We start from the raw sequence: 13,688 nt of genomic DNA, 5'->3' as shown, positions 1-13,688 counted from the left end.
TCTGACTGTTTTCATTGCCGCTTTTCAATTATTCAAATCATCGCAATGAATCGATAGGCTTGTATTGTAGGAACGGGCCATGCCCGTGACAAAAGGCGGTTCAATCGCGGGCATGGCCCGCTACTCAATACGCTTAGCTTAACGGCATTGAAAGGCACCCTCCCCTAGCCGGTTTACTCCAGTAAAAAATTACCCCTTTCCAATTGCGCGACGGGATCAACATCGCTGGTTTCATCTTTTAAATTGACACCTGAAAACTGTAAACGCTCTGCTTCATCGATCAGGTAGAGTAATTTTTTGAGTGCTTGCGCATAACTCAGGCCTCGTTGATGAATATTGGAAATACAGTTGCGATCAGCATCCGTTGTCATACCGGATCTGGCTTGGTAGGTAAAATAAATGCCCATGCTGTCGGGTGAACTGAGTCCCGGTCTTTCACCGATCAACACCATACACAATCGGGCTGAAAAATGTTCGGCTAGCGCATCGCCAATGGCAACCCGTCCATGCCGGACCAGACATATCGGCGACACTGCGTAAGATCGGAGAGACAATTCAGGTAATAATAGAGTCAAAAAAGGGATGGCATGCCGTTCAATGGCTTTTGATGATAAACCATCGGCCACGACCACGACGGCATCAAACGGCCTACTTATTAAATGCGATAATGTATTTAAAGCAGACTCGCTGAGCAGTCGTCCTAAATCAGGTCTTTGCAGATAGGCGCGCTGATTTTCGACTTGAGTTTGCAAGGTTATGGCTGCCATTCCCTGCTGATTTAAGTGTTGAGTCAGCTCTGAAAAGTCCAAAGGACTCTTCACTGCATCACGCGCCAAAGCATGAGCCAACTGAAAATCCAGATAGGCCTGCGTCGGCAAACTCATGCCCGCCTTCCCTAAAGCAATGCGCGCCGGGGTGAATTGTTTCATGCTAAGCCAGGGATCGTGGCTCAGTACCGGATCAGCAGGATCATTCATTGTTTAATTTAGGCAGCTTTTGAAAAGTCGATTTAAACAGTTCAGGCACGTTAGATTTTTGTTGCAACTGATTAAACGCGTTAAATATTTCGTGTTGCTGAAGCCACTGCTCAAATTCAGGCGCCGGTCGCAAACCCATCAGTTGACGCACATACAGCGCATCATGAAACGATGTGGATTGATAATTGAGCATCACATCATCGGCACCGGGTACGCCCATGACAAAGGTGCCACCGGCAATGGCAAATTGCGTGAGCAACATATCCATATCATCCTGATCGGCTTCGGCGTGATTGGTGTAGCAGACATCACAGCCCATGGGGAGACTCAATAATTTACCGCAAAAATGATCTTCCAAACCGGCCCGGATAATCTGTTTCCCGTCATAAAGGTATTCGGGGCCGATAAACCCGACCACGGTATTGACCAGCAGCGGTGAAAATTTACGAGCAACTGCATAAGCTCTGGCCTCGCAAGTTTGTTGATCCAACCCTTCATGAGCATTCGCTGATAACGCACTGCCCTGCCCGGTTTCAAAATACATGCAGTTTTTACCCAGCGGACCTCGATTCAGTTCCAATGCTGCCGAGTGTGCTTCTTTCAATAAACTTAAACTGATACCGAAACTGTCATTGGCCTTTTGCGTTCCGGCAATAGACTGAAAGACCAAATCGACCGGCGCCCCTTGTTCAAGGGCTTTTAGTGTTGTTGTGACATGCGCCAACACACAGGCTTGAGTCGGAATTTGATAACGTTCGATGACATCGTTGAGCATGTGCAACAAGCGCAACGTCGCCTCAAGATTATCGGTGGCCGGGTTGATTCCTATTACGGCATCACCGCAGCCATAGAGCAAACCGTCCAGCAAACTGGCCGCAACGCCGGCTGGGTCATCAGTGGGATGATTCGGTTGCAAGCGCGTCGAAAAGCGGTTTTCCAGGCCGATGGTATTCCGGAAACGAGTAATCACCCGGCATTTATTTGCAACCAGTATCAAATCCTGGATACGCATGATTTTAGACACCGCCGCTACCATTTCCGGCGTCAAGCCTCTTGAAATAGCAGAAAGCGTCTCTGTTGTGGCATGTTCAGATAATAACCAGTTGCGAAAATCACCTACGGTCAGGTGGCTAACAGGGGCAAATGCAGCCTGATCATGTTCGTCAATAATCAGACGTGTGACTTCATCCCGTTCATAAGGCACCAGTGCTTCATTGAGAAACTGTTTAAGCGGCACATCAGCCAGCACAAATTGAGCAGCAACGCGTTCCAGATTATTAACAGCTGCCACACCGGCCAAATAATCGCCCGACCGCGCCGGCGTCGCTTTGGCCATCAGGTTTCGCAAACTCTTAAAATCATAGGATAAATGGGCAACACGCGCTTTATACATTGATGCGATATAAGGATGAATGAAGCGCTTTGACCCGGCGCGATGTTGTTGTCATGTAAGTGATTACCTGATTTTCATTTCTAACTGTTTAACCGCAGTCGACTGCGTCATTTCGGCAGAGCCTGCCCAGGTCAGGGAATGCCCGGGGATTGCCGAAATCCAGACCTCATGGACAGCTTGTGAATCAAGCATGATTCATCTCAAAAGAGTTCGAATCGGGCCAAATAACCAAAATGATCTGAAACGATAGGATAGAAATGATCATTGAAAATTAAATCCATCGTCCTGATATGCATGGCATTACCGTTGCGTTTAAAGATATAGTCGATCCGTTTGGGACTAACGTTTTTCCAGCCGTCTATCTGGCCTTGATAACTGGGCTGGTAAAAACGCTGCGGATGCACGCTATGATATTGATCCACATATTCGCCATTGCCAACAATAGTTTGATACGCCTGTTCCCCTGCAGGCGCATTAAAATCTCCCACTATCAAATCCGCTCTGACGCCAAAATGCAGGCGTGAATAGATTAATTGTTTAAGGTTATAAAACTCTTCAAAAAAGCCATGATGTGCCCAGCTTAAATGGACGTTGGCTACATGTAACAAACCAAACCACGGAACATCAATACAGGACAACGTGACGTTTCGGGATAGGTAATTGTCTCGGCGATGATCTCTGGAAACATAAGCCGAATAATTATGGTGCATTGGATAGCGGCTTAGAATGGCAGTTCCTTCCCGCCAGCGATAAAAGCCGATATGACTCCAATCCTGATGAAGGTGATACCAAAATCCCCAGCTCCGCAATTTATTACAAATCCGAAAGGCCATGTTCGAAGGTGACTCACCGTAAGGATGGGTAATAGGATCGTGCATGTATTCGCCAACTTCCTGAAAAGCAATGACATCAATCTGTAAATGAGCAATGGCTTCAGCGATGATATGCACTTCCCGCTCATGCTGATGCATCGTGTCAAAACAGCAATGACGGGGATGTTGCTGATAGGTATGCAGGTTCAGTGTTAAAACCGAGAGTTCCATGGACTCCGTTTTATTCGTAAGTGATTTATTTAAATTAGTCAGCCAGTCAAGCAACCGCTTTTTTCAACCGTTAAAGTTTGCCTGATCTTTGTTACCGATTTATGACCAGCGTTACGAATTGGGTCCGGATACCAAAAGTACGTCGGCAGGCTCAGATAATTTGAAATGCCTTCCACCCTATTATCTATATCAATGACGCTGTTTAACATAGCTTTGGTACCAAACAATTAATTCGTTCGCAGGTATTGGCCTGGATATCAGATAACCTTGAATTTCCTGACAATCAAACAGTTTGATGGCTTCAAGCTCAGCCATGCTTTCTACCCCTTCCGCTATCATTTCTATACTCAGACTATTGCCAAGCGCCATTATCGCGCGAACTATCGCTTGATTAGCTAATGTCTTAGAAATGTTTCGAATAAAAGACTGATCAATTTTGATCCGGTCAACAGCAAACTTATGCAGATAACTTAAGCTGGAATAACCGGTTCCGAAATCGTCTATAGCCAATTTGATACCTATTTCCCTTAGCTGTGCCAACGTTTGAGCAACATATTCCGTGTTGGTCATCATCAAACCTTCAGTAAGTTCCAATTCTAGGTACTGAGGATCAATGCTCGTTTCATCAATAACCGCTTTAATCAAATCACAAAAGCCTTTTTGCCGAAATTGTAAGGGTGAAATATTCACTGCAATTTTCACAGGTGGCATTCCTAGATCAACCCATTCTCGGTGTTGCCTGCCCACGTTATACAATACCCACTCGCCGATTGCGTGGATGAGTCCGGTATCTTCAGCGATGGGAATGAACTTAATAGGTGGAACCAAGCCCAGTTCCGGATGATTCCACCGCAATAAAGCCTCGACTCCGACCATTTCATTTTTTGTCACATCTACCTGGGGTTGATACACCAGAAAGAATTGATTATTTTCCAAGGCAGTATTCAGTCGGCTTTCCAGTTTATTTTTTTCGATCATCCCGAAAGTCAGGGTGTCACAATAAATCTGATAGGTATTTCTGCCCTGTTGTTTTACTTCATACATGGCCGCATCGGCTTTTTGAATTAAGCCGTCAAGGTTATCATCATGCTGAGGATAAATAGCAACCCCCAGACTTGCTGAAATGCTTAAACTGCGATTACAAAGTTGCATCGGCTCACGTATTTTGGCGACTATCGATTCAGCAACCTTTTCCGCATCAATAATACTTTCAAGGTTTTGCAGAACAACGACAAATTCATCGCCACCCAAACGCGCTAAAGTATCGGATTCCCGCAGGCACTGTTGCAGACGATCCGAAACGACAATCAATAATTGATCACCGGCACTGTGACCCATCGTGTCGTTAATAAATTTGAAGCGATCCAGATCTACGAAAATCAATGCAACCAACTTTTTGGTGCGTTTGGCACTCAAGCAAGCTTGCTGTAAACGATCCTTAAACAGCAAACGATTCGGTACACCGGTCAGTTGATCGTAATGAGCCAATTGAAATAGATCGCGTTGCTTTCTTTGGGCAATCTCTTCCAGTAAGGCATGTCCGGTCGCCATTCCTGAATAAAAACCGTTTTCGACGATGATGACCCCGTTAACCATATGTCTCATGCCTGATTCAATTATTATCTGAGCCAAATCGTCAATGCAGGTATCAATGTCAATTATGATGGGCTCTTTATCCATCATATTTTTGATCGGATTTTTATGATTCAGATCACGGGCAAAGGGTTTTAAAAAAATCTCGGTTATGCGACCTCTCTCAACTAGCCCTACCGGTTTTCCCATCTCATCGATAATGGCGCTGGCAAATAAAGTTTTGTCATTAATAAAACAATCCAACACCAGAACAGCTAACTCAGACTCAAAAAACGGCTCTACATAGTGATGCAGTACTCTGACCGTTGATAAGCCCTTAGGATTTTTTTTTAATTCGATGGAATTCATGATGTTAAAAATAACCGGACAGGTTCACCGCCCAGCCACTATCGACTCGCAGATGTTGGAATATTGAAATGGAGTATCTTGTTCACTAATCGACTGATCGCGTGTTGACTTAACGAACAATCCGTCAGTAAAGCTGGAAATAACCACTGTGACACTTAAAAAAGTCAGATCCAGGCAATCAATGAGTAGAAATGAAAACGGTAAGAACAGGTTTTCCTTAATGCGAAATGACATTTAATAAAAGTGAGCACGAAGTGATGCCAATGATACGAACCTATTTCACAGGTATCATGATAAATGTCTCTCCAATTAATTTAGATCATGTTAAGTCGTAAAAATGACAGCCTTGTTACAAAGACAAAAATAATATTGCTTTAAAAAGTTATAAAAGGCTCTGCACCTATTTCCCTTAGGTGCGAATAAAAACTTTGTCATTAACATCATTGTCTGGCGTCAATTATTTTAGAGTACGCGACGGGCAAGCAAAACCAGGATATTGTGGCGACATTGGACTGCTCGACTCCTTGGGTCAGCGAATGGCGAAGGCGATTTTCTGACCCAAGGACTTACCGGACTTGAAGATGAGCCCCGCCCAGGAAAACCTGAAAGGTATGGAAAATCCATCAGGGATCAATTGATAGCAAAACTGGAAGAAAGACCTCAAGAAGGTTTGGCGTGTTTTGAAAAATGAAAGCATTTATTTGCACCGCTCACAGAGTTGGTGTGTCAGCAAGGATCATGAACTCGCCGAATGCGGCGAATATTATTGGGCTTTACCAGAATCCACCTTTGAGCACTCTGGTGATCAGTGTCGATGAAAACCTAGCATCCAAATCGTGGAATACGCCAAAGGGTTTGTCGAAACGCGTGATAAAACGATTGTTACCGCTTGTAAAAACTACTACAAAGTGTCCTTAATGTTTTTTTGCTTTAGAAACCATCTTGCCTGCAAGTGGTTTAGGAGATCCAATTCTTGATGAATTACCGTCTATTCCCCGTAGCTAGCTAAAAGTTCAATATAAAAAAATTAGCGGAGAAACTTCATACCAGTGGTTTAGGCTTAGATCCGACCTTAAAGCAATGAAACCCGAATCACGTTATCTGACGAAACAGACAGACTTAGCCTTTTAATTGACTTAGAGAATTCGTTTACACTGAATAAAGTGTTGGTAGCCAATTGACAAAAATATCCCTGTGAGATGGTGGGATTAACTGTTACCAGTTGTCCAATTACGGTGATATTCCAGTCATTTGATCTTGCAGGGCGCCCAACTTTACTAATAGCACTCAAGTTGGGCGCCTTATAAGCCAAGATCAAAGTGTGTCAAAACGATCCAAACTCATCACCTTGGCCCACGCATTGGCAAAATCCTGAACGAACTTTTCCTTGGCGTCGTCCGAAGCATAGACTTCCGCTACCGCTCGTAATTCGGAATTGGAGCCAAAGATCAGATCGACCGACGTAGCCGTCCATTTGACTTGGTCGCTTGCCCGATCCCGCCCTTCGTATATTCCTTCGGTAGCAGACGGGCTCCATTGGGTCGTCATATCGAGCAGGTTGACGAAGAAATCGTTACTCAATGTGCCCGGCTGGGCGGTGAATACGCCGTGCTTCGAATGGCCAGCGTTGGCATCCAGCACCCGCATACCGCCAACCAGCGCTGTCATTTCCGGGACGCTCAAGGTCAGGAAGTTTGCGCGTTCGACCAGCATTTCCGCCGGTGAAAGCACATTATCCTTGCTGAAGTAATTACGGAAAGCGTCGGCTTTGGGCTCCAACACCGCGAAAGATTCGGCATCGGTTTGTTCCTGTGCGGCATCCATACGGCCCGGTTTAAACGGCACTTGAACTTTGTAACCGGCCCGCTTGGCGGCTTCTTCCACCGCAGCAGAACCGCTTAGCACGATTACATCGGCCAGCGATACTTTCTTGCCGCCTTTTAGAGAGCGGTTAAAGTCGCTCTGGATTGATTCCAACCGAGTCAATACCTTCGTCAGTTCGGCGGGATCATTGACTTCCCAATCCTTTTGCGGGGCCAGGCGAACGCGCGCGCCATTGGCACCACCGCGCATATCGGTACCGCGGAAGGTCGCCGCCGAAGCCCAGGCAGTTCTTACCAGTTCCGGAAGGGTCAAATCCGAGGCCATGATAGCCGACTTCAGCTTGGCGATATCCTTATCATCAATCAGCTTGTGATCGACTTTTGGGATAGGATCCTGCCACATAAAATCTTCAGCCGGGACTTCGGCGCCGACATAGCGGGCCTTAGGGCCCATGTCGCGATGAGTCAGCTTGAACCACGCATTGGCGAACGCCGCCTCAAATTCAGTGGGATTATCCAAAAAGCGCTTGGAGATTCTTTGATACTCCGGGTCCATTTTCAAGGCAATATCGGTAGTAAACATTATCGGGACGTGGCGTTTGTTAGGATCATGTGCGTCCGGTACAAAGTTCTCGCCTTTGCCCTCCTTGGGAATCCATTGCGTCGCGCCGGCTGGACTCTTTGTTTGTTCCCAATCAAAGGTGTACAGCCAGGTCAAATAGTCATGGGTCCAGCGAGTCGGATTGGTCGACCACGCGCCTTCCAGGCCGCTACTGACGGTGTCGGCGCCATGGCCGCTACCGCATTTGCTGGTCCATCCCAAGCCTTGCTCCTCAATGCCGGCGGCTGCCGGTTCTTTGCCTACGCACTCATCCGGTTTATGCGCACCGTGCGCTTTACCGAAAGTATGGCCTCCCGCGATTAAAGCAACGGTTTCTTCATCATTCATCGCCATCCTGCCGAAGGCTTCGCGGATATGCTTGGCAGCCGCCAGCGGATCGGGGTTACCACCAGGACCCTCCGGATTAACGTAAATCAGGCCCATTTGAGTAGCCCCCAACGGCTTGGCCAGTTGGCCTTTGTCATCATGGCGCTCGTCGGCGAGAAATTTCTTCTCGCTTCCCCAATTGACGATCTCGGCTTCCCAATCATCGGCACGGCCACCGGCAAAACCTTTCGTCTTGAACCCCATATCTTCCAAAGCGACGTTACCGGCCAACACCATCAAATCAGCCCAGGACAGCTTGGCGCCATATTTTTGTTTGACCGGCCACAACAGGCGGCGGGCTTTGTCGAGGTTGACGTTATCGGGCCAACTATTGAGCGGCTCGAAGCGTTGTTGTCCACCCGCCGCGCCGCCGCGCCCATCGAAGATGCGGTATACGCCGGCACTGTGCCAGGCCATACGGATAAAAAACGGCCCGTAATTGCCGTAATCGGCCGGCCACCAGGGTTGGGAAGTATGCAGTACTTTCGCTATGTCGTTTTTAACTGCTTTAAGGTCAACAGTTTTAAACTGTTCGGCATATTTAAAAGACTTGCCCAACGGATTGGATTCAGCGGCGTTCTGGCGCAGCGGTTTCAGGTCCAACTGCTCCGGCCACCAAAAACTGTTCATCGTCGCTTGCGGCTGGGCTTGAATTGGTGTGGACGTCAACACTGCGGATATGGCTACCGCAACCGCGGAAGCCAGGAATATTTGTTTAGTTTTCATTGTGCACCTCTCTTTCTGGTGGTGGGGGAATGCTAATATCATGCTAATGGCGCTTCAGGTAGCATAAGCTATAAAAAGGGCTAAGCCGATTTTTATCGAATATTTTGTTGGTAATTGACAAATCAACGGATTAGAAAACCGCTAATTGATCAATTCGCTGGCTGTATTGAACCGGATTATTCAGGTATTTTGAAATTGATTTCATCGATAGCCCCATTTTTCAAATCAATAGGCTGCAATCTCAAGGTGATACTCTATAAAATATTTCGGCTTTTAGCTGAGCAACTCTCCCTTAGGCGGATAATAATCGATGAACTTGCGTGATTTGAGCTACCTGGTGGCGGTAGCGGATTTAAGAAATTTTAGTCAGGCGGCCGAACACTGTTCGATTGGCCAGCCAACGTTAAGTACTCAGATCAAAAAACTAGAGGATTACTTGGGTGCAGACCTGTTCGTGCGCGAGAAAAATAGCGTGGAAGTGACAAAAACTTGCCAAGAGATTGTACCGATTGCGAGAAGAATTCTCGATGACGTTCAAAGTATTCGGCAAATCGCCACCCACGCCAGCGATAGGCATCGCAACATGCTGTCTCTGGGGGCTTTTCCTTCTCTGGCGAGTTACGTGCTGCCAGAGTATGTATTCCGAATCAAGCAACATTATCCGGATCTCAAGTTACAATTGGTTGAGGAAAAAACCAATGCGCTCATCGATTTGCTGCTCAGCAAAAAACTGGATGCGGCTTTGTTAGCCTTGCCGGTAGAGCATGAGCTACTGGAATGCCGAAGACTATTTGAAGACCCATTTACCTTAGCCGTCTACGTCGACCACCCCTTAGCTGATTTAGAGGAAGTAGACCTAACTATGGCGGCCAAGGAGAATCTGCTGTTACTGGATGAGGGTCATTGCTTGCGTGATCAGGCCCTAAATTTGTGCGACCCATCCCGATTTGTGGAACATGACTTTCGGGCTTCCAGCCTGGAAACCCTGCGTTTCATGGTCAAAAACGGCGTCGGGGTTACGTTGATGCCTTCCGTTGCCGTTCAGCCCGAGGATAACGACATTCGCTATATCAACATACGCCAGCGACCGAGCCGGACTATTGCACTGGTTTGGCTACAGGCTCATCCACGTAGCGCGACTTTTGAGACATTGGCCAAACTGCTGACTTATAAACCACTGCCCTGACACCATGCGGTATCGCAGCTAAAGCTGGCAGAGAATAACTCAATTTCTATTGCTTATTACCAGCTTGTACTATGAAATAAAGTTAATGCACCGCGTAGGCTGCGGTTGGCGGATAGTCAACCCAACATTTCAGGACCATGGCGCAAAGGGTTAGATTGCTAAATAGCTTGTATCCCAACTTACTCTGAATAATTACTTTGATTTTTAGAATTGAGTTGTCCACAAGCAGCTAATACATCATCACCTTTTGCGCTTCTTATTAAAGTCGGGATTCTAAAAGTATCTAAAACTGCTTTAAATTGTTCAATGCTATCCAATTCGGGAGGCTCGTATCGCGATCCCGGAAATGAATTAAAAGGAATTAAATTGATATAAGCCCTTTTATCAGCCAGTATCGTTCCCAATTTTTTAGCATCAACTGAAGAATCATTAAAATCTTTTATCAGAATATATTCATAAGTAATAAATTGCTTTTTATTTAAAGGTATCTTGTCAATATAGGTCAATACCTCATCTAGCGGATATTTTTTATTAATAGGAATAAGTTCATTTCTCTTTTCTTCAAAGGGTGAATGAAGCGATAGCGCAAGGTTCACCCCGGGAATCTCCTGGCTCCATCTTTTAAGCCCAGGTATATAACCCGCCGTTGAAATAGTGATTTTTTGAACACCAATTGAAGTTCCGTGTTGCGATAAAAAAATTTCACACGCCTTTTTAACGGCATCAAAATTATGCAAAGGTTCGCCTTGTCCCATAAAAACAATATTTAAAATCCGCTCCTCTCCAGGCCTGTTTGTTGCCAACCAACGCCAAGCCTGTAGAAATTGCCCAACAATTTCACTTGTTGTCAAATTCCTTTTAAGCCCTTGTTCTCCGGTAAAACAAAAAGAACAATTCATTGCACAGCCAACCTGCGATGAAAGGCAAATAGAATATTTATTATGAAACGGGATAAGGACGGTTTCAATTTTATGATTGTCTTTAAGTTTAAAAAGAAATTTTACTGATCGATCTTTTTTTGACTCATATACCGTATTGATTTCGGGCAAAGAAAAGTCGAAATTTTCTTCAAAAAAGGCCAATGAGGATTTGGCAATATTATCATTGCATTGAGCATTTTCTTTTTTCTTATAATGCCAATTAAAAAGAACCGCCGCTGCTGAGCCGTTTAAATTATTTTGATTTATAACCGTTTCTAAATCAGAAAAATTTAGGTCATAAAAGGATTTTTTCAAAAAATTTCTCCAGGTAATACTAATAATTTACTTATATCCATTATCTTTAAATAGTGGATTTTATACTCCCAATATATGGCAATGCCGTTAAATTAAGGTCATCGCAATGAATCGATGGCCCGCTCTTACAAAATAGGCTTAGCTTAGGCATTGACTCAACTGCCCACACTTTCCGATTACGCGAAATTTCCGTACTGGGCTTTTCTGAACTTCGCACTTTGCAGAACAGGTGTCTTTGGAAATGATGACAGATTCGTGGTTTGGTTTTTTCGGCCCCCTTTTATCATCGCTTTAACCCTTTCTACATTATAACTTTTGCGCTGACTGCGTCTATTAAGCTATTTGTAAAGGAGATTTCCAACTTCATAAACAAAACAACCTGAGCCTTTGCGGTTCCCTCGAATACCGGAGAAATTATAGTATCCAGCCAAGCCAAAGTGGACCCTTCGGGTCAATGACGGGTAAATCGCCTTTTTACGCTTTTGTTGAAACACCCACCTTGATCTTAATCGTCGCTGTTAATGGCCGAAGCTGGTTTAGTTTTGTTGGTCATTAACAGCATGCCCGGATTGGCACAGAACCCCTACTATGTTCGGCAACGTACAGATAATTACTTGTGGCCACTTAAAATGACTAACAAAGTTTAGTCTCCGTCATCCATTTAGAAACTCACGAGGTATGGAAGGGAGGTAGTATATTTGGTAAAAAAATGCACCTCAGATCTAAAATGGAACTGCTTAATCATAAAAATTCGCAACGCTACTACGGCAAACACCCCTATTCAATTGATACAGGATTTCTCTTAAACATCATGAACGACGCAATATATCCATGACTTACTGTACTGGCATCATGCTCGACACCGGACTGGTCTTTGCGTCAGACTCACGGACTCATGCGGGAGTCGACAATATTGCACGATTCTGCAAGATGACAGTGTTTGAACGCGTTAACGATCGGGTCATCATTCTTTTAAGTTCAGGCAACTTAGCCGGAACACAAGCCGTTATCAGCGTGCTGAAACAACGTAACGCCAAAAATGGGGAACCCAACCTATGGAGTGCGGAGTCTATGTTTGATGCCGCGAACTTGGTGTCGGACGCAGTTCGTGACATTGATCGGCGTGACGGCCAACACTTGGCAGCCAGCGCTGTTAGCTTCAATGCCTCGTTCATACTCGGAGGACAAATTTCCGGGGAACCGCCACGTCTTTTTCGACTCTATGCGCAGGGCAACTTTATCGAGGCTAGCCTGGAGACGCCCTATCTCCAAACTGGGGAAACCAAATACGGAAAACCAATCCTTGATCGGGTCATTACCCGCTCAACCTCTCTGAACGACGCGGCAAAGTGTGTCCTCGTTTCTTTTGATTCTACGATGTGCAGTAATTTATCAGTCGGCATGCCGATCGATCTGATCTGCTATCAACGTGACAGTCTTGAAGTGCGAATGCGTCGACGCTTCGATGAGGGGGATGCCTATTTCACTGAACTCGGCAAGCAATGGACGGAAGGCACACGACAGGTTTTTAGACAACTACCCAACCTTGACTGGTGAGATAACTTAACATGAGCCCTGAGAAAATAGCGATGGATGGACTTGTCACCAGTTATGGTGAGTAGCATGGTGATCACGTGTGAGCATGGTGGCAATCGGATTCCCGAGCCGTATCGCTTCCTGTTTCATGACCATCAGTCACTACTGGACTCTCATCGTGGCTTTGACCCCGGCGCACTCAGCATGGCAAGAGGGCTGGCAACGGCATTTGGATCTCCGCTGGTGACCTCCACCGTCAGCCGCCTGCTTGTTGACCTGAATCGCTCTGTCGGCCACCCGCGTCTCCATAACGAAGCGATCAGAAACGCACCCACCGAGATTCGCCAACAAATATTAAAGCATTATTACCAGCCGTATCGTGAGCATACGGAGAGTTTGGTAAAACAGGCGATCGAAGACCACGGTCGGGTGATCCACCTTTCATCCCACAGTTTTACTCCCGAGTTGGATGGCAAGGTAAGAAATGCCGATATTGGCTTACTCTATGATCCAAGCCGAGCGGGCGAAGTGGATCTGTGCGAGCGCTGGAAGGCAGCACTCAAGACTTGCGCGCCCGATCTCCGCGTCCGTCGAAATTACCCTTATGCAGGAAAAGGCGACGGCCTGACTGCCTGGTTTCGGCAGCGGCTGTCACCCACAACCTATGTCGGTATCGAGTTGGAGATCAACCAAAAGCACATTATGCGGACCGGTCGACATTGGACTGCGCTGCGCAAGCAGATAGTTGAGTCCCTGCGCATAATCCTTGAGAGCGATTGTTCAAGGATTTCCAGGTAGAAACGATCCACCCTAACCAACATCAAAGTTTACACCAGACTA

Annotated in this window: 11 protein-coding genes; 4 read left to right on the top strand and 7 right to left on the bottom strand. The window is 46.0% G+C overall.

Features of this window, described 5'->3' with window-relative positions:
• Positions 1–173: 173 nt before the first annotated feature.
• The 5 genes from eutC to GO003_RS14315 form a co-directional block, all read right to left on the bottom strand.
• The gene (gene eutC / locus GO003_RS14330; protein ID WP_159659547.1) at positions 174–977 is read right to left on the bottom strand and encodes an ethanolamine ammonia-lyase subunit EutC; all 804 of its coding nucleotides are present in this window, start codon (positions 975–977) and stop codon (positions 174–176) included.
• Positions 970–2,370: an ethanolamine ammonia-lyase subunit EutB gene (locus tag GO003_RS14325; RefSeq protein WP_159659548.1), complete on the bottom strand. Its 1,401-nt coding sequence runs from the start codon at positions 2,368–2,370 to the stop codon at positions 970–972. Before GO003_RS14325 ends, eutC begins: the two co-directional genes overlap by 8 nt.
• A 63-nt stretch (positions 2,371–2,433) precedes the next feature.
• Complete coding sequence (locus GO003_RS26200) at positions 2,434–2,562, bottom strand: hypothetical protein (protein WP_269144396.1); 129 nt, start codon at positions 2,560–2,562, stop codon at positions 2,434–2,436.
• A gap of 8 nt (positions 2,563–2,570) precedes the next feature.
• On the bottom strand, positions 2,571–3,413 hold the full coding sequence (locus GO003_RS14320; RefSeq protein ID WP_159659549.1) for an endonuclease/exonuclease/phosphatase family protein: 843 nt from the start codon (positions 3,411–3,413) through the stop codon (positions 2,571–2,573).
• A 189-nt stretch (positions 3,414–3,602) separates the two neighbouring features.
• Positions 3,603–5,354: an EAL domain-containing protein gene (locus tag GO003_RS14315; protein WP_159659550.1), complete on the bottom strand. Its 1,752-nt coding sequence runs from the start codon at positions 5,352–5,354 to the stop codon at positions 3,603–3,605.
• Positions 5,355–5,852: 498 nt separating this feature from the next.
• On the opposite strand from GO003_RS14315, the gene GO003_RS26605 reads away from it, so the two are divergent.
• Positions 5,853–5,933: a hypothetical protein gene (locus GO003_RS26605; protein ID WP_231089202.1), complete on the top strand. Its 81-nt coding sequence runs from the start codon at positions 5,853–5,855 to the stop codon at positions 5,931–5,933.
• 735 nt (positions 5,934–6,668) lie between these two features.
• Here GO003_RS26605 and katG read toward each other — a convergent pair.
• Positions 6,669–8,891: a catalase/peroxidase HPI gene (gene katG / locus GO003_RS14305; protein ID WP_159659551.1), complete on the bottom strand. Its 2,223-nt coding sequence runs from the start codon at positions 8,889–8,891 to the stop codon at positions 6,669–6,671.
• 310 nt (positions 8,892–9,201) lie between these two features.
• Between katG and GO003_RS14300 the strand changes: the two genes are divergently transcribed.
• Entirely contained in the window at positions 9,202–10,077 is an 876-nt protein-coding gene (locus GO003_RS14300) for a LysR substrate-binding domain-containing protein (protein WP_159659552.1), read from the top strand.
• Between the two features lie 179 nt (positions 10,078–10,256).
• On the opposite strand, the gene rlmN is transcribed toward GO003_RS14300, so the two are convergent.
• On the bottom strand, positions 10,257–11,312 hold the full coding sequence (gene rlmN / locus GO003_RS14295) for a 23S rRNA (adenine(2503)-C(2))-methyltransferase RlmN (RefSeq protein WP_159659553.1): 1,056 nt from the start codon (positions 11,310–11,312) through the stop codon (positions 10,257–10,259).
• 831 nt (positions 11,313–12,143) lie between these two features.
• Here rlmN and GO003_RS14290 point away from each other — a divergent pair.
• Both GO003_RS14290 and GO003_RS14285 read left to right on the top strand, forming a co-directional pair.
• Positions 12,144–12,869 (top strand): peptidase, encoded by a 726-nt coding sequence (locus GO003_RS14290; RefSeq protein WP_164505755.1) that lies wholly within the window; start codon positions 12,144–12,146, stop codon positions 12,867–12,869.
• A 66-nt stretch (positions 12,870–12,935) separates the two neighbouring features.
• Entirely contained in the window at positions 12,936–13,646 is a 711-nt protein-coding gene (locus GO003_RS14285; protein ID WP_231089002.1) for an N-formylglutamate amidohydrolase, read from the top strand.
• Positions 13,647–13,688: the final 42 nt, after the last annotated feature.

The organism is Methylicorpusculum oleiharenae, from assembly GCF_009828925.2.
Lineage (GTDB): Bacteria > Pseudomonadota > Gammaproteobacteria > Methylococcales > Methylomonadaceae > Methylicorpusculum > Methylicorpusculum oleiharenae.
Note: the sequence above shows the minus strand (reverse complement) of the source record. Positions and strands in the feature narration are given on the sequence as shown.